This is a genomic window from Bradyrhizobium sp. (genome assembly GCF_035273305.1).
Taxonomy (GTDB): Bacteria; Pseudomonadota; Alphaproteobacteria; order Rhizobiales; family Xanthobacteraceae; genus Bradyrhizobium.
Genome location: NZ_DATEPI010000032.1, coordinates 1 through 15804, shown reverse-complemented (window position 1 = coordinate 15804; position 15804 = coordinate 1). Strand labels below are relative to the sequence as shown.

Genomic DNA, 15804 nt, shown 5'->3' with positions numbered 1-15804 from the left:
TTGGCCGCTGTGTGACCGGCAGTGCCGCATAGAGTTTGGTGCCCCTGGCCGGAATCGAACCAGCACTCCTTGCGGAACTCGATTTTGAGTCGAGCGCGTCTACCAATTCCGCCACAGGGGCTCCCGCGCTCTGCCAATCCTGGGATGGCGCGAAGCCGCCGGAATATAGCCGCCGTCACGTGCGGGTCAACCCGCGCGTGCCCGGCCGGACAGGCGAAACCGCTCGGTCACCAGGACCACGCTGAGCTGCATCGGCGAGGGCTTCGCTATAGACAGCCAGCACACCACGCTGTGATCGTGTCCGTCTCGACACTGCCATGGCCGCAGGCTAGGACCTTCCGCACAGGAGATCGCCTTGACATTCGAGAGTATCGCCAACTCCTCGCCGCGAGACGATGTCGATGCTGCGCTAGTGGCCGCAATCGCCATCACCGGAATTGCAACGGTGACGCTGGCCGGCGCGTGGTTCTTTCAACTCGTGTTGGACATTCGTCCTTGTCAGCTGTGCCTCGAACAGCGCTACGCATATTATGTTGTCATCCCGCTTGGATTGCTGCTGGCATTGGCCGCGGCGAGGGGAGCGCCGCGCCCCGTACTGCTGACGGGCCTTGTTGTCATTGCGCTCGCGACGTTGGGCAATGCCGGGCTCGCGACCTACCATTCCGGCGTCGAATGGGGCCTGTGGAAAGGGCCGACGGAATGCACGGGTCCGGTCGGGGACCTCGGCAGCGCGGGCAATCTCCTGCAGCGTCTGGATAGCGTGAAGGTGGTGCGCTGCGACGAAGTGCAGTGGCGCTTTCTTGGGCTCTCACTCGCCGGCTATAATGTGCTGATCTCGCTGTTGATGGCGGCGATCGCGGCATGGGGCGCGATCAGGTCCGCGCGTCGGGACCTGCGCTGACGCCGCGGCATTGCTAGTCATCGACATCGTCCTGTGGCCGGCCGAACAGATGAATAATGCCCGGCGTAGCGATGGTGACGAATACGAACCGCGATAGATGATGCGCGCCGACAAAGATCGGATCGATGTGGAGCGTCAGCGCAAGCGCCAGCATGGCGTCCATCGCGCCGGGGGCGAATGCGACGATGGTGTCGGCGAATCCTACATGCGTGCTCAGCACGATCACCCCGACGAAGGCCGCCGAGATCGCGATAGCGATCGCGAAAGATGCGAGCGCCGCATTGACATGACTCAGGAGAATGCTCGTCTTCATCCGCGCGAAGCGTGTTCCAATCAACGCGCCAATGCCGATCAGCGCAATTCCGCGGAGCGAGGGCGGCAGGCCGCCCTCGACCATGCCGGTCCCATGAAGCACGCTTGACCCGATCATCGCGCCGAACATCCAGCTCGCCGGAAAATTCATTAGCCGCAGCAACAGCGCCACCGCAATCGCCGCGGCAATCAATCCGGCCAATTCGAGCGGGGAGGCGACTGCAATGGCAGCCGCAGGTGGTGACGATGGCGCCAATCCGGTGACCGTGAGCAATAACGGCAGCGCGGCCGTGAGGATGATCACGCGCATGGTCTGCACCACCGCGATGGCCGAGACATCGGCGCCGCGCTCCATCGCCAGCATCGTGATCTGCGATAACGCGCCGGGACTTGCCGCCAGGAATGCCGAAGTGCGGTCCCAGCCGTGCATCCGCTGCAAATAAAGACTGCTTCCCAAGGTGGAGCAAAACGTGGCCAGCGCCAGCAGGCCGACAGTGAGAGGATAGGTACCAATGTGCTGCAGCAATTGCCGTGACACCAGCGAGCCCAGGGATATGCCGAGCAGTAGCAGAACAGACTGGGTCAGGATCGGCGGCAGGCTTAGGGGTCGCCCCGCGATGGCGGCCACGCCGACCGCTATCATCGCACCGGAAATCAAGCCGCCGGGCAGGTTTGCCCATAAAAATAACGCGCCCCCGGCACTGCCGATGACGAGGGTTTCAAGCACGTTGAGAGTTTTGGCGCGGGTCGGGATGGCGAACGCCATCGAAGGAATCAGGCTCACGCCGCCTTATGGCAAATCCGGACCGGAGCGACAAATGCGCCAGAGCGGTGCAGCATTGCGCGCGGTGTGCGCTTCGGCCTGCCGGCGTGATCGAGATGGGAAAGCAAAGATCGGCCTGCCTTCAGGCGCCGATTGCCCTCCCCGTTTTCAGGGGAGGGCGGAGCGGACTACGATTTCGGCTTGGCGGCGGTCTCCTTGCCGGCCTTTTTGCATTCGGACATGAACTTCTTGCGCTCTTTGCCGTGGATCGACTTGGCGTCGGCTTCCTTCGAGCATTCGAGGGAGGCGGCCGTTCGCGGCTTCTCCATCTTCTTTTCCGCCTTGGCGCTCGGAGCCGCTGCTGGCGCGGTGGCCTGCGCAAATGCCGGACTGACCAGGAACAGGGACGCAACGGCAAGCGCAGCGGCGCGGGAGGATATCGTCATCATGGGGAGCACCTTTTGGTTGAAGAGCCCGTCAATTTCACGTGAGCATGCTGAACCGCGGATGAATGGACCTGTGCGGACTGGATTTGGCGGGAAAGATAATTTTTGCCGCTTCCGTTGTCAGCCGCCATCGTGGCGCTAGGATGTATTTCTCAGATCGTCATGCCCCAAGGAGACCAGAAATGAGTATTCATGCAAAAATATTGTGCACATTGGCTGGGGCGAGTTTTGCCGCGCTAATGGCAACGGCCCCGGCGCAGGCTCTGACCGCGCAGGAATGCAGCGCAAAGTATCAGGCCGCCAAGTCAGCCGGCACCCTCAACGGTGAGAAGTGGAACGATTTCCGCAAAACGAAATGCGCGGAGGCGGCGGCCGCCCCCGCCGCGGCTCCAGCGGCACCCAAAGAGGCGGAAGCCAAATCCAAGAAACCAGCAACAACCGCAGCACCTGCCACCGCACCGACCGGAAATGCGGTATTCCCCACCGCCGTCGATCCGAAATATTCAAAGGAGACCGCCGGCAAGGCCCGCATGCACACCTGCGTCGATCAATACAACGCCAACAAAGCCACCAACGCCAATGGCGGCCTGAAATGGATACAGAAGGGCGGCGGCTATTACAGCGAGTGCACCAAGAAACTGAAGGGCTGATCGCCGCTGGTTTGCCGCGCGGTCGGGTTTTCTTGGCCGGCCGCGCCGGCCAATCCCTGCTCCAGTGATTTTTCGCTTGATTGCGATCAGCCGCGCCGGGATGCGCTGCCTTCTCCGTCATAGATATTTGCCAGCAGCCAGCACGGCTTTCCGAGGTGCAAGCGATGTTTCCGATCTGATGACCTCGATCATGGCCGTGCTGGGACTGGCATCGGGCGCGCTGGTCGGTTTTTCGCTGGGTCTGGTCGGCGGCGGTGGATCCATACTTGCGGTGCCGCTGATGGTTTATCTGGTCGGCGTGCCCGAGCCACATGTCGCGATCGGCACGAGCGCCATTGCGGTCGCCGCCAATGCCGCGGTCAATCTGTCCAATCATGCTCGCGGCGGCACGGTGAGGTGGAGCTGCGCGCTGCCTTTCGCTGCCGCCGGGATCGTCGGCGCGCTTGTCGGATCGATCTTCGGCAAGATGCTCGATGGCCAGAAGCTGCTGGCATTGTTTGCGCTGCTGATGCTGGTTATCGCCGGGCTGATGTTGAAAACCCGGGCACGGGTCGGCTTGCCCGATGCCAAAATGAGCTGGTCCAACATGCCGGCCATTCTGGGGCTGGGACTCGCGACCGGCACGCTGTCGGGCTTCTTCGGCATCGGTGGCGGCTTTCTGATTGTGCCCGCGCTGATGCTGGCGACGGGAATGTCGATCATGAACGCGGTCAGCTCTTCGCTGGTCGCAGTAACGGCTTTCGGTCTGACCACCGCCGCCAGCTATGCGTGGTCCGGCTTGATCGCCTGGGGATTGGCAGGGCTGTTCGTTGCAGGCGGTATCTGCGGCGGATTGATGGGTACGCGATTGGCGCGGTTGCTCGCTGATCGACGCGGGGCGCTTAACACGGTGTTTGCTGGTGTAATCGCGGCGGTGGCGCTCTATATGCTGTTACGTAGCCTGAACCTGTTCTGATGGGCGAATCCGAAGGCCCGGGGAGATGAGAATGAGAAAGCCGATCGATGCGCTCCCGCTGCATCAGCGACGCACCCGTCGCGAGGCTCTCGGTCTGCTCGGCGTCGGCGCGGCGCTGCTTGCATCCGCGCCTCATGCCTCCTCTGCCCAAAGCAACGAGGAAACGGTTCTGACGGAAGCACTGGTGCTGCGCGACCCGGAGATTCCAGTAGCCGGCAACGTCAACGGCGACATCACGATCGTCGAATATTTCGACTATCAATGTCCGTATTGCCGCAAGGTCGAGCCTGAGCTGGGGCAGGTGGTGCACGACGATGGCGACATCAGGCTGGTGCAGAAGGACTGGCCGATTCTCGGACCTGTGTCGGTGGCAGCGGCCCGCATGGCGCTGGCCTGTAAATATCAGGAAAAATATGTAGGGGCTCACGAGGCGCTGATGGGCGTCAACTCGAAGCTGACCGAGCCGCGGATACGCGAGCTGCTGGCGGCAGCTGGCATCGACGTCGATCGCGCCACCCGCGATCTCGCCGCCAACGGCAAGGCAATCGATGCCGTGCTGGCGCGCAACAACGAGCAGGCCAGCGCGTTCGGCTTCAGGGGTACGCCAGCGTTTATCGTCGGGAAGTTTCGGGTGCCCGGCGTTCTGACGATGGCACAGTTCGAGCAAGCGATTGCCGACGCTCGCAAAGCGGCAAAAAAATAAATGTGCGAATCTATTTATTACTTGGAAGACAGCCGGATCCAGTCGTCATGGGCGCGGCGCTTCAGCGCATCCCAATCGGCGGCGGCAACATCCCAGTTCACGATGGTGCGGCGAGCCTGCGCGACCTGCCCATTGGCCACGGTGGAGGTCTGCATCGAATCATAGGCATAGACGCCTACTACCAGCAGCAGCGCACCCAAAATAATCCCCAGCAACATCTGCATGATCGCACCTCCTAACCAACAAACGTTGCCCCGGTCTGTTGGTTCCAGATTGCAGTTCTTGGCGCGCGCCCGATCAGCGTTCGGCAGATAACCAGCGGAGGATCCGCGCGTTCATCTCGCTTGGATAGCAGTGGCTGAGATCATCGAGCTCGTGATAGCTGACATCGGCGCCTGCCGCCGATAATGCATCGCGGGTCTGCCGCGCCACCTGCACCGGAAACATCCAGTCCAGCCGACCGTGCACGAGGAAGACTGGCAGCCGCTGCAACCTTTCAGCGTCCGCCATCTCGGCCATCAGCGGGTGGAACGTTGCCGCAACCGGCGCCAAATGGGTGAATGGCGAACCGGGCTCGAGCCCCGCCACATAGCAGAACGTGCCGCCATCGCTCATGCCGGTCAGTAGCAGTTTTGCCGGGTCGATGTTCCAGCGGCCGCGCACGAATTCGAGAATGCGAGCGAGGTTTGGCGTGTCGGCATCATCGCCCATCAATGCCCAGGTGTTGCCCGTTGCGGTCGGCGAAACCAGAACGGCACCAAAGCTGCGCGCGTCGGCAAGCCAATTCCATAGGAACGTCCGGCCATTGCCGCTGCCGCCGTGCAGCGCCATCACCAGCGGCCAGGTCCGGTCTGGCGTGTAGTATTCGGGCACGTAAAGCGAGAACCCGCCGCGGCTGCCCGGCTCGTTATGGTCGTGAACGATCCCGGTATTTTCGTGTGGCGGCTGCGCCAGCCGCTTCAGTAGTTTGGCATCTTCGCGAAGGTCAGGATCAACAAAGAAGCTGCTCACCGGCGGCAAAGTTGCGGCGAGTGGATAAAGCGCTTCCTTGGCAAGCGGCACGTGCCTGAGGGCGCGAAACACCGTGATCAGGTCGCCGTCGCCGTTTTGAACGGCGCGCAACCCTGCGAATGCTGCCAACGCCGCATCGCTCGCGGTTTCGAGCGAGGACCTCAGCCCGGCAAATTGCTGGGGCCAGTCGCCCAAGCTGCCGCGGAGCGCTTGCAGTCCGTGGTCCGGCGTGCCGGCGGCTTCCATCACAGCGCCGAACTCTGGCGGGTTCAGATGGCGGGAGATGAACGCCAGCGCTTCAAGCGATTGGAGCAGCGGCGGCAGCAAGGCCACGACGTCATCAACCACGACCTCGCTCATCGCCGCTCTCCGTTCGCGCGATCTCTAGTGATTGGAGCGCGATGAGCGCGAATCAAATCCGGATTCGCTAGTGCAACTGCGGCGCCTTCAGCAGCTTGGCGCGGTCCGTTGACGTCAGCACCACGTCAAAGGTGACGCCGTCATGATAGACGGTCAGCGGGACGTCGATGCCTGCCGGCCCAAGCGCCCACAGTTTTCGATAGAAAGCCGTCTGACTTGAGACCTTCTCGCCTTTGACCGCCAGGATGACGTCGCCCGCCTTGAGTTCGGCACGTGCCGCGGGGCCCTTGGACGAGATACCGATCACCACCACGCGGTTGTCGATTTCGGTCGAATACATACCGAGCCAGGGCCTCGCCGGCTTATTGATGCGGCCAAATTTTCTGAGATCGTCAAGCACCGGCTTGAGCAAATCGATCGGCACGATCATGTTGACGTGCTCGGCCTTGCCGTCCCGCTCGCGCTCAAGCTGAAGCGAGCCGATGCCGATCAGCTCGCCGCGATTGGAGATTAGCCCGGTGCCGCCCCAGTTGGGATGCGCGGGGTGGGTGAAAATTGCCTGATCGAGCAGATACTCCCAGTAACCGGCGAACTCCTGCTTGGCGGCGATCTGGCACGCCACCGATCGCGTACGTCCTCCGGCACCGCCCACAACGACGCGATCGCCGATAGCCGCGGCGGTCGACGAGCCAAGCGGCAACGGATCGAGATCGATAGAGCCAAGCGCCTGCACCAGACCGAACCCACTTTCGAAATCGAACCCAAGTGCGTGACCCTCGACCACGCGCCCATCACCGAGATGCAGCCAGACAGCATCGGCTTCCGTGATCAGGTAGCCGATGGTTAGCACCAGCCCGTTGTCGATCAGCACGCCATTACCAGCCCGTTCTGTGCCAAGGGTCTCCGCACTGAAAGCATCGGAGGGAATGATCGAATGCAGCCCGACTACTGAGGAAAGCGCGCGCTCCAGATCGAAACTGTAATCGCCCGGGCGCGGCTGATACGCCGGTGGTACTTTCCATTCGGTCAACGAAGGCATGGAGGATCTCCTGACCTGCGGGTGCGCCGCGAAGTCCGCACTGAACAGGGTTCGCGAAACCATTTACGATCATATGGCGCAAACGGCCGGTGCGAAAGTCTCTCGTCCCAGGATTTGTTAAAGCCCAGCGCCGCTATGCGCCTTCATCGACTAGCCGATGAGCGCGTTTTTTCGCCGACGCAAGTTTGGGATTGGGCAGTCGCCATAGCTTGCCGCGCAGGATGAAGTAGCGGCCGTCGCGCGTGACCGGATGCTGGACTTGCGTACTGAGGCGGGCTCCCGCCTTTGAAGAGAACCGCTCACTGGATGCGGATGATCTCGGCTTCACTCGTGCCGGCCGCAACGACATCGCCGACCCGCTTGCCGAACATCGCTCGCGCGAGCGGCGAAACGTGGGATATCGAGCCGTGTGCAGGGTCGGCCTCGTCTTCGCCGACAATCCGGAATGTCTGCTCCCGACCGTCATCGCGGAGGATCGTCACCGAGGTGCCGAACCGAACTTCTGTCGGACCGCGTGGGGCCGCGATCACGCGCGCGCTCGCCCGTCGCGCGGTCCAATATCGGAGGTCCCGGGCTGCGGCCGCCAGCGCGGAGCGATCCGCCCCGGCCTGGGCCTTGGCGTAGGCCTGCCCGGCCGCCTCCAGCGCGGCCTCGATCTGCTTCAGGCCCGCCTCTGTGACGTCGTTGGGATGGTCGGAAACCGGACGATCCGCCACGTCCTCCAGGTAATCTGAATCATGTTCTTTAACGAATGCTCTGCTCATCGATCCTGATCCATACCCCGCAGCTTACACGTTGAAGCGTTCCGACAAAGGGAACACGCATCTTGCAGTTCCGTTCCGCTCTGACCCCGGATCGGGTGTGAAGCGGGGTCGGGCCAACACCGGGCCTTGGGAGCGGGGCACATCAGAGCATACGGAGCAGGGGTGCTCTCACTCGGCATTTCACGTCCGCGTGAGACCAATTGGCCCGAAATTAAAAGGCTTTCATCGTTGCAACGTTTGTTTGGACGCAACGTTGAAAACTACACCCAGCGACTTCGTTGCTTCCGCACGCCTCGCCAGGAGGACCCCATGAACGTGAGCGAGTATGTTTGGCACCGATTATCGGAGTGGGGATTGAGACGAGTCTATGGGTATCCCGGCGACGGTGTTGGAGGTCTGGACGTCGCGCTAGAGAAAGCGAAGGACCGCATGGAATACGTGCAGGTCCGGCATGAGGAAATGGCGGCATTCATGGCCTCGGCGCATGCGAAATTTACCGGACAGGTTGGGCTTTGTTATGCGACCTCCGGACCAGGTGCGATCCATCTGCTCAATGGATTGTACGACGCCAAAATGGATCACGTTCCCGTCGTTGCGCTTGTCGGGCAGCAGGCGCGAAGCGGATTGGGCGCCAGCTATCAGCAAGAGGTCGATCTCCAGAATCTTTTTCAAGATGTTACCGAGTATGTTGGGCTCGCCAGCGTTCCCACACAGGTTCGTCATCTGATCGATCGCGCGGTACGAATCGCGCACAACAAGAAGGGGGTCAGTTGCGTAATCCTTCCGAACGATCTCCAGGAACTCGAATACGCAGACCCGCCGGTGGCGCACGGGGCAACCCACACAGGCGTAGGCTATGCGGGGCCGGCGAAATTGCCCGATGAGCCACTGCTGCGGGCGGCCGCCGATGTCCTGAACAGCGGCAAGAAAGTCGCGATGCTGGTCGGCGCCGGCGCTCTCGACGCGACTGACGAAGTCATCGCAGTCGCGCAGCGGCTACAGGCAGGGGTAGCAAAAGCACTGTTGGGCAAGGCCGCGCTTCCTGACGACCTGCCATTTGTCACCGGCTCCATCGGACTGCTCGGGACCAAACCGAGTTGGGATCTGATGAAAAACTGCGACACCTTCCTGATGGTCGGTTCTGCATTTCCGTACAGCGAATTTCTGCCCGAGCCAGGCGCCGCGCGCGGCGTGCAGATCGATATCGATGGCAGCAGGCTGAGTTTGCGCTATCCCATGGAAATCAACATGGTTGGTGACAGCGCCACGACCTTGCGGGCTCTGCTGCCGATGCTGACGCAGAAGAAGGAATCTTCCTGGACCCGCGGGATCGAGAGTGGCCTCAAGGAGTGGTGGAAGACGCTTGAAGCGCGCGCGATGGACAGCGCCGAACCGCTCAATCCGCAGCGGGTATTTTGGGAGCTATCTCCGCGCTTACCCGATAACGCCATTATTACCGCCGATTCCGGCTCGGTCGCGAACTGGTATGCGCGGGATCTGAAGATGCGCCGCGGGATGAAGGCCTCGCTGTCGGGCGGGTTGGCTTCACTGGGAGCGGGTACGCCTTACGCTGTGGCCGGCAAGATGGCCTATCCCGACCGCACCGTGATCGCCTGCATGGGCGATGGCGCCATGCAGATGAATGGCCTCAACGTGATGATCACGATCTCCAAATATTGGAAGCAGTGGTCGAACCCGCGATTGATCGTGCTGGTTCTCAACAATCGCGATCTCAATCAAGTGACCTGGGAAGAGCGGATTCAGCTCGGCGAAGGCAAGACCGAGTCCACTCAGGCCATTCCGGATTTTCCATATCATAAGTATGCTGAGCTGCTCGGACTGAAGGGCATCTTCGTCGACAATCCCGACAAAGTCGGATCTGCATGGGACGAGGCGCTGTCGGCGGATCGCCCGGTGATTCTGGAAGCCTACACCGATCCCAACGTGCCGCCGCTTCCACCGCACATCACGCTGAAGGAGGCCAAGAACTTCGTCAGCATGATTCCGTCGGAACCCGAACTCGGAAGCGTGCTGAAGAACAGCGCAAAGGAATTGCTTGCCAGCGTTCTTCCCGGGAAGGATTGAACCCCCATGAAGCCGGAAGTCTCGATCGATAGCGTGCGGGCGCAAGCGTTCGAGATTCCGACTGACAAGCCCGAGGCGGATGGTACGATAAGCTGGAATTCGACCACGCTTGTACTGGTGCAGGTTTCAGGCGGCGGCAAAATGGGCGTCGGCTACACTTATTCCAATGCGTCGATAGTTGAGCTGATTTGCGGGAAACTTGCGGCAACCATCGAGGGCTCCGACGCATTCAATCCGCAAGCTGCCTGGTTAGCGATGCAGAGAGCGGTCCGCAATCTCGGCCGCGACGGTCTGGCAGCGACTGCGATTTCCGCCGTCGATACCGCGCTCTACGACCTCAAGGCGCATGTGCTCCAGATACCGCTGCTGATGCTCCTTGGCAGTTACCGCGATTCACTGCCGATCTATGGAAGCGGCGGCTTTACCACCTACACGGACAAAGAGCTTCAGGACCAACTCGGTGGCTGGGTCGAGGATGAAGGCTGCAGGCTGGTCAAGATGAAGGTGGGTTCGGAGCCGGAGCGTGATCCGGAACGGGTGAAGGCCGCGAAGCAGGCGATTGGCAAGGACGCTGTTTTGTTTGTCGATGCGAACGGCGCTTATCGCGTGCAGCAAGCACTCGGACTCGCCGACGAATTCGCTGAACAGAACGTCGGCTGGTTCGAGGAGCCGGTGTCTTCAGATGATCTACCGGGCCTGTGCGCGGTGCGGAAGCGCGCGCCGGCGGGCATGGAAATCGCCGCCGGCGAATATGCCTATACGGTCGACTGTGTGCGCAACATGCTGCAAGCAGGCGCGGTTGATGTGCAACAGGCAGACGTCACGCGGTGCGGCGGCATTACGGGTTTTCTTCAGATCGCCGCCCTGTGCGAAGGCTTTCACATCGATCTGTCAGGACATTGTGCGCCGGCGCTGCATGTGCATCCGGCCTGCGCGTGTCCCCGGTTGCGCCATTTGGAGTGGTTTCACGATCATGTCCGCATTGAGCGGATGCTATTTGAAGGAGCGCCCGTGCCGAACAACGGAACGATCCGTCCTGATCTCTCGCGGCCCGGGCACGGTCTGACCTTTAAACACCAGGACGCCGCGCGTTACGCCGTTTCAGGAAATGCATGATCAATTGAAAAAGCCCAATCTGCTGGTGTACGGGGGCCTCGCTTTGGCCAGCCTGGCGTTAGGCGCGACCTTATCGGTTCAAGCGTCCCGGCGCAGGACCGTCAAACGGAAAACGCGGAGCGATTTATCAAAGTTGACGCCTCCGCCGCACAGCCCGGCCACGGTGCTCGCCGCGCGGCGGCTTAATCGCGCGGCCGGCATTCTGGCGACGTCCGTTCTTACCGACAGCGGTATCGAGCATTATCGCGGTTCATTCAAAAACAAGGCGATGTTCACGCCCTTGATTGTGTCGGCACTAACCCTTGCGATCAGTATTCACGGCACTTCGGACATGCGGCCGGCCGCACACAAATTTCGAGATGCGACCTACGTGCTCGCCGCGATAACCGGTCTGCTCGGAAGCGGGTTTCACATCTACAATGTCGGCAAGCAAGTAGGCGGCTTTAGCTGGCAGAATCTTTTTTATCACGCGCCGCTCGGCGCGCCGATGGCCATTCTTCTGTCGGGCCTTGTTGGATTTTGCTCTGAGCGAGTTCGCGAGAGTGAACCCGGGACGAGGCCGGAAATATTCGAACTGCCGGCGGGCCGCACCATGGCGGCCGTGGTTAGCGCGGGATTGCTTGGTACGACGGGCGAGGCCGGGCTGCTGCATTTCCGCGGCGCGTTTCACGATCCCTTCATGCTGCTCCCGGTGACCTTGCCTCCTTTGGGGGCGATCCTGCTCGCCTCCGCCGCCGTTCACGGACCGGGACACGATCACCGCTTCACTCGCGGCTGGATGCGCGTACTCGCCGCGATGGGTTTCGCCGGTTCCGGATTTCACGTTTACGGCGTTTCCCGCAACATGGGCGGTTGGCGCAACTGGACGCAAAACATCCTCAATGGGCCGCCGATTCCCGCGCCTCCGAGTTTTGCGGGCCTTGCGCTTGCAGGTCTCGCCGCGCTTGCGCTGATGAGGGACCATCCGGATGCATGACCGCACCAAACCTCTCGCGCCCCAGGGCCGCTATCCGGGCTACGATGTCCTCTCCAAGCGCAATGGGCCATCGTGGAATGAACAAACCCGTCGCGAGATCGCGCGGCGGCTTTCGGTCGATCGCGAGCCGCGCTTTTTTTCCAGGGAGGAGTTCGAAACTGTCACGGCGATCGCGGCTCGCATGGTGCCTCAGCCTGGCTCGCGCCCCACCATACCAGTGGCGGCTTTGGTCGATCGCAAGCTGCACGGGGGCATCTCCGACGGATATCGGGTCCCGGGAATGCCGCGTGACGGTGAGGCTTGGCGGCTCGGCTTGCGGGCTCTCGATGCTGAAGCGGAAGCAGCCCACGGCGCGCGCTTCCACACGCTAGCTACAACTGCGCAAGAATCCTTGCTTCAGCAGATGGAGCGTGGCGAATTGCGCCGAGCCGAATGGGGCGGCATGCGTTCGGCTGATTTTTTCAGAAGAAGAATGGGACGAGACGTCGTCCTTGCTTATTACGCTCATCCCACCGCATGGAGCGAAATTGGATGGGGTGGGCCGGCAAGTCCGCGCGGCTATGTCCGTCTCGATTTCAACGAGCGCGATCCATGGGAACCAGCCGAAGCTAGCGGCGCTGATGACGCGGCGGCGCGTCGGGTAAATCGCCATGTCCGATGATCCACTGCAAACACCACGCGCCCGCCATGGACGCGCCCCGGACGTCTTCCGCCCGGGCGCGTGGGTGCCGATGCGGGAATATTCGCCAAACGATGCAGTCGATTTCGTTATCGTAGGGACCGGCGCGGGGGGCGGCACGCTTGCCTGCAAACTTGCCGAATACGGCTTCTCCGTCGTGGCGCTCGATGCCGGTCCTTATTTTCGACCGCTTGAAGATTTCGTCTCCGACGAAAGCGCGCAGACCAAGCTCTACTGGACTGACGATCGCATCGTCGACGGTGACAATCCGCTGCAGATGGGGAGCAACAACAGCGGCAAGGCCGTTGGTGGTTCGACCGTGCATTTCGCGATGGTGTCGCTTCGGTTTCGTCCCGAGTGGTTCAAATCACGCACTCTGCTCGGCTACGGCGCGGACTGGCCGCTCGACTGGCGCGAGATGTGGAGTTACTACACCGAGGTCGAGCAAGCGTTGAAGATTTCCGGCCCCGTCAGCTATCCTTGGGGGCCTCACCGACCGCGCTATCCCTATCGTGCCCATCCGCTCAATGCCGCGGCCGTCGCGCTCGCCAGAGGATGCGAGGCGCTAGGTATTAAATGGACCGAGACGCCGTTGGCGACGTTGTCGGCTCCGCGCGGGCTCGCGCATCCTTGCGTGTATCGTGGGTTCTGCGTGGCGGGCTGTTCGACCAATGCCAAACAAAGCGCGCTCGTCACCTGGATCCCCCGCGCGCTCGCTGCCGGCGCGGAAATCCGTGACCTCGCAATGGTAGGCAAGATCGAGATCGACAACGCTGGCCTCGTGACTGGGGTGAATTATCATCGCGAGGGCGCATGGCATTTTCAGCGCGCCCGGAACGTCGTGGTTGCTGGTTACGCGATCGAAACTCCTCGGCTGCTGTTGAATTCGGCGAATGCAAAGTTTCCCGACGGGCTTGCGAACAGCTCGGGGCTAGTCGGAAAGAACCTGATGGTGCAATCCAATCAGGCGGTCTGGGGCGTGATGGAGCAGGAGGTGCGCTCGTACAAGGGACCGCCCTCGCTCGCAATTACCGAGCATTGGAATTACGAGGACAGGGGAAAGGATTTCTTCGGCGGCTACAGCTACATGAGCCAAGGCCCGTTGCCGCAGCTCTGGGCCAACACCCAGTTCAGCGCGCATGGTCTTTGGGGTTCTCGGCTCGTTACCGAAATGCAGGACTACAATCACGTGGTCGGTTTGAAGATCGTCGGCGAGATGCTGCCGCAGGAAACCAATCGCGTCACGCTGGCCGACGAGGTCGACCAGTACGGGCTTCGCATTCCGCGTATCACCTATTCCTGGTGCGACAACGACAAACGGCTGATCGATCATTCGCTCAAATTCATGACCCTGGCGCTGCAAGCTGTCGATGCCAAGGACTTATGGACCCAGGAGGATGACACCTGCCATCTCAACGGAACGGCGCGAATGGGCTTTGATCCGGCAACCAGCGTGGTGGATGCCGATTGTCGAAGCTGGGACATCCCCAATCTCTGGATTTGTGACGGCTCTGTTTTCCCCACCGTAGGCGGGGCCAACCCCTCGCTCACCATTCAGGCCATCGCCTGCCGGACTGCGGACCGCATCAAAGCCCTTGCGGCACGCGGTGAACTGGAGCCCCGTGCCTACGCTGATTGACTGGCTTGGCGACCGTGCGTCGCCCAGAACGGCAAAAGCGTTGCATCATTGTAATGGCGCTAAATGCAAAATTATCGGAACTGAACGCATAACGTCCGCTTAGATAATAGTCTGCAACTTCATTAAACAGTCGAACCAACTTCGATGAATTCGTTTCCCAGTTCGGCTCCTCAGGTCGTGGTGATCACCGGCGCTTCCGCCGGAGTGGGGCGGGCGACCGCTCATCGATTTGCGCGCGCTGGCTGGCGCATCGGATTGATTGCGCGAGACCGCGACGCCCTTGAAGCGGTCAAGCGAGAAGTCGAAGAACTCGGCGGATCGGCCGTAGTTGCGGCGGCCGATGTTGCCGATGCCGATGCCATCTTTGCCGCAGCCGACCTGGTTGAAAACACGTTCGGGCGTATCGATGTCTGGATCAACGACGCGATGGTCACCGTCTTTTCGCCCGTATGGGACATGACGCCGGCGGAATTTCGCCGCGTGACCGAAGTGACGTATCTCGGTTTCGTGCACGGGACCATGGCTGCCCTGCGGCACATGCGGCCGTTTAACCAAGGCAAGATCATACAGATCGGCTCAGCGCTTGCCTATCGCGGCATTCCGCTGCAATCGGCCTATTGCGGATCCAAGCACGCCATCCGCGGCTTTACTGATTCACTGCGTACCGAACTGATTCACAACCGCAGCAACATCAGCGTGACGATGATGGAATTGCCGGCCGTAAACACGCCGCAATTCGATTGGGCGCGAACGCACATGCCTCGGCAGCCGCGCCCGGTTGCGCCGGTCGTTGAACCCGAGGTGATCGCGCGAGCCGTTTTCGACGCCGTCCAGCATCCCCGTCGGGAATACTGGATCGGACTGAGTACGCTGAAGGTGATCCTGGGAAATGTCGTGCTCCCTTCGTTTCTGGATCGCTACTTGGCGAAAGTCGCGTTTGAAGCCCAGGAGACCAAGGCACCCGTTGCTTCAGACCGCAGGGATAATCTGATGGACCCGGTGCATGCGCTGCACCGAACGCGCGGTCGTTTTGGAAACGAGGCGGCGGAGAAGGCGGTCGTCGTGGCCGGTCCCATCGCTCGTGTCGCGCCCATCGTGCTCGGTGGGCTCTTCTTGTTCGCAACGGGCGTGCTGGCCGCAGCCGCGGCCGGCAAGGTTGGGCGCACCAGGCGCTCGAGCGCGCGCTTGGGGCGATAACGACAGATTGATGTTCAGCGCAACGGGGGGCGTTTCGCGGCATCATGAATGAGGCAAGCTCGATACGCGGTTTGGCGTTCTGAGGTGTCCTCGTGGGGACCACATCGCCTACGGCTCGAGTTCAGTATCCCAATATAGATAATCAAGCCAGCTCTCGTGCAGATAATTCGGCGGGAAAAGTCGGCCGTTGCGATGCAGCTGATGCACC

The 15804-nt window shown here is 61.4% G+C and carries 16 protein-coding genes, 1 tRNA gene and 1 pseudogene; 10 read left to right on the top strand and 8 right to left on the bottom strand.

The features are described from left to right. Positions 1–36: 36 nt before the first annotated feature. Positions 37–121, bottom strand: a tRNA-Leu gene (locus VJV58_RS02225). 249 nt (positions 122–370) lie between these two features. Here VJV58_RS02225 and VJV58_RS02220 point away from each other — a divergent pair. Next, on the top strand, positions 371–901 hold the full coding sequence (locus VJV58_RS02220; RefSeq protein ID WP_414641378.1) for a disulfide bond formation protein B: 531 nt from the start codon (positions 371–373) through the stop codon (positions 899–901). 13 nt (positions 902–914) lie between these two features. Here VJV58_RS02220 and VJV58_RS02215 read toward each other — a convergent pair whose 3' ends face one another. After that, a complete protein-coding gene (locus VJV58_RS02215; RefSeq protein WP_324135697.1) occupies positions 915–1979 on the bottom strand; it encodes an AbrB family transcriptional regulator in 1065 nt (354 codons plus the stop codon). 185 nt (positions 1980–2164) lie between these two features. After that, entirely contained in the window at positions 2165–2422 is a 258-nt protein-coding gene (locus VJV58_RS02210; protein ID WP_324135700.1) for a PsiF family protein, read from the bottom strand. Between the two features lie 182 nt (positions 2423–2604). Here VJV58_RS02210 and VJV58_RS02205 point away from each other — a divergent pair, with 182 nt between their 5' ends. The 3 genes from VJV58_RS02205 (at position 2605) to VJV58_RS02195 (ending at position 4730) form a co-directional block, all read left to right on the top strand. Next, on the top strand, positions 2605–3072 hold the full coding sequence (locus VJV58_RS02205; protein ID WP_324135696.1) for a hypothetical protein: 468 nt from the start codon (positions 2605–2607) through the stop codon (positions 3070–3072). A 178-nt stretch (positions 3073–3250) separates the two neighbouring features. Continuing rightward, positions 3251–4027, top strand: a complete 777-nt coding sequence (locus VJV58_RS02200) for a sulfite exporter TauE/SafE family protein (protein ID WP_414641377.1) — start codon at positions 3251–3253, stop codon at positions 4025–4027. A gap of 31 nt (positions 4028–4058) precedes the next feature. Further along, on the top strand, positions 4059–4730 hold the full coding sequence (locus tag VJV58_RS02195) for a DsbA family protein (RefSeq protein WP_324135695.1): 672 nt from the start codon (positions 4059–4061) through the stop codon (positions 4728–4730). 17 nt (positions 4731–4747) lie between these two features. Here VJV58_RS02195 and VJV58_RS02190 read toward each other — a convergent pair whose 3' ends face one another. From VJV58_RS02190 to greA, 4 genes are all read right to left on the bottom strand, one after another. After that, positions 4748–4954: a hypothetical protein gene (locus VJV58_RS02190; protein ID WP_324135694.1), complete on the bottom strand. Its 207-nt coding sequence runs from the start codon at positions 4952–4954 to the stop codon at positions 4748–4750. Positions 4955–5027: 73 nt separating this feature from the next. Continuing rightward, positions 5028–6101: a phospholipase gene (locus VJV58_RS02185; RefSeq protein ID WP_324135693.1), complete on the bottom strand. Its 1074-nt coding sequence runs from the start codon at positions 6099–6101 to the stop codon at positions 5028–5030. A gap of 67 nt (positions 6102–6168) precedes the next feature. Further along, complete coding sequence (locus VJV58_RS02180) at positions 6169–7140, bottom strand: S1C family serine protease (protein ID WP_324135692.1); 972 nt, start codon at positions 7138–7140, stop codon at positions 6169–6171. 299 nt (positions 7141–7439) lie between these two features. Next, a complete protein-coding gene (greA, locus tag VJV58_RS02175; protein WP_324135691.1) occupies positions 7440–7904 on the bottom strand; it encodes a transcription elongation factor GreA in 465 nt (154 codons plus the stop codon). A gap of 309 nt (positions 7905–8213) precedes the next feature. Here greA and VJV58_RS02170 point away from each other — a divergent pair, with 309 nt between their 5' ends. From VJV58_RS02170 to VJV58_RS02145, 6 genes are all read left to right on the top strand, one after another. Beyond that, on the top strand, positions 8214–9989 hold the full coding sequence (locus VJV58_RS02170) for a thiamine pyrophosphate-requiring protein (protein WP_324135690.1): 1776 nt from the start codon (positions 8214–8216) through the stop codon (positions 9987–9989). Positions 9990–9995: 6 nt separating this feature from the next. Further along, positions 9996–11105, top strand: coding sequence for an enolase C-terminal domain-like protein (locus VJV58_RS02165; protein WP_324135689.1), 1110 nt, complete (start codon positions 9996–9998; stop codon positions 11103–11105). Next, the gene (locus VJV58_RS02160) at positions 11098–12081 is read left to right on the top strand and encodes a hypothetical protein (protein WP_324135688.1); all 984 of its coding nucleotides are present in this window, start codon (positions 11098–11100) and stop codon (positions 12079–12081) included. Before VJV58_RS02165 ends, VJV58_RS02160 begins: the two co-directional genes overlap by 8 nt. Continuing rightward, on the top strand, positions 12074–12742 hold the full coding sequence (locus tag VJV58_RS02155) for a gluconate 2-dehydrogenase subunit 3 family protein (protein WP_324135687.1): 669 nt from the start codon (positions 12074–12076) through the stop codon (positions 12740–12742). Before VJV58_RS02160 ends, VJV58_RS02155 begins: the two co-directional genes overlap by 8 nt. Next, a complete protein-coding gene (locus VJV58_RS02150) occupies positions 12732–14399 on the top strand; it encodes a GMC family oxidoreductase (protein ID WP_324135686.1) in 1668 nt (555 codons plus the stop codon). The genes VJV58_RS02155 and VJV58_RS02150 overlap by 11 nt, the downstream gene beginning before the upstream one ends. A 144-nt stretch (positions 14400–14543) precedes the next feature. Beyond that, positions 14544–15596 (top strand): SDR family oxidoreductase, encoded by a 1053-nt coding sequence (locus VJV58_RS02145; protein WP_324135685.1) that lies wholly within the window; start codon positions 14544–14546, stop codon positions 15594–15596. 108 nt (positions 15597–15704) lie between these two features. Here VJV58_RS02145 and VJV58_RS02140 read toward each other — a convergent pair. Continuing rightward, positions 15705–15804 (bottom strand): annotated as a pseudogene (locus VJV58_RS02140) (HNH endonuclease); the annotation flags it as partial.

Excerpts from the sequence above, each read along its gene's own strand:
- VJV58_RS02160 (WP_324135688.1), top strand. The coding sequence starts at position 11,098 with ATGCATGATCAATTGAAAAAGCCCAATCTGCTGGTGTACGGGGGCCTC.
- VJV58_RS02145 (WP_324135685.1), top strand. The coding sequence starts at position 14,544 with ATGAATTCGTTTCCCAGTTCGGCTCCTCAGGTCGTGGTGATCACCGGC.
- VJV58_RS02205 (WP_324135696.1), top strand. The coding sequence starts at position 2,605 with ATGAGTATTCATGCAAAAATATTGTGCACATTGGCTGGGGCGAGTTTT.
- VJV58_RS02210 (WP_324135700.1), bottom strand. The coding sequence starts at position 2,422 with ATGACGATATCCTCCCGCGCCGCTGCGCTTGCCGTTGCGTCCCTGTTC.
- VJV58_RS02190 (WP_324135694.1), bottom strand. The coding sequence starts at position 4,954 with ATGCAGATGTTGCTGGGGATTATTTTGGGTGCGCTGCTGCTGGTAGTA.
- VJV58_RS02215 (WP_324135697.1), bottom strand. The coding sequence starts at position 1,979 with ATGGCGTTCGCCATCCCGACCCGCGCCAAAACTCTCAACGTGCTTGAA.
- VJV58_RS02170 (WP_324135690.1), top strand. The coding sequence starts at position 8,214 with ATGAACGTGAGCGAGTATGTTTGGCACCGATTATCGGAGTGGGGATTG.
- VJV58_RS02180 (WP_324135692.1), bottom strand. The coding sequence starts at position 7,140 with ATGCCTTCGTTGACCGAATGGAAAGTACCACCGGCGTATCAGCCGCGC.
- VJV58_RS02200 (WP_414641377.1), top strand. The coding sequence starts at position 3,251 with ATGACCTCGATCATGGCCGTGCTGGGACTGGCATCGGGCGCGCTGGTC.
- greA (WP_324135691.1), bottom strand. The coding sequence starts at position 7,904 with ATGAGCAGAGCATTCGTTAAAGAACATGATTCAGATTACCTGGAGGAC.
- VJV58_RS02150 (WP_324135686.1), top strand. The coding sequence starts at position 12,732 with ATGTCCGATGATCCACTGCAAACACCACGCGCCCGCCATGGACGCGCC.
- VJV58_RS02185 (WP_324135693.1), bottom strand. The coding sequence starts at position 6,101 with ATGAGCGAGGTCGTGGTTGATGACGTCGTGGCCTTGCTGCCGCCGCTG.
- VJV58_RS02155 (WP_324135687.1), top strand. The coding sequence starts at position 12,074 with ATGCATGACCGCACCAAACCTCTCGCGCCCCAGGGCCGCTATCCGGGC.
- VJV58_RS02165 (WP_324135689.1), top strand. The coding sequence starts at position 9,996 with ATGAAGCCGGAAGTCTCGATCGATAGCGTGCGGGCGCAAGCGTTCGAG.
- VJV58_RS02195 (WP_324135695.1), top strand. The coding sequence starts at position 4,059 with ATGAGAAAGCCGATCGATGCGCTCCCGCTGCATCAGCGACGCACCCGT.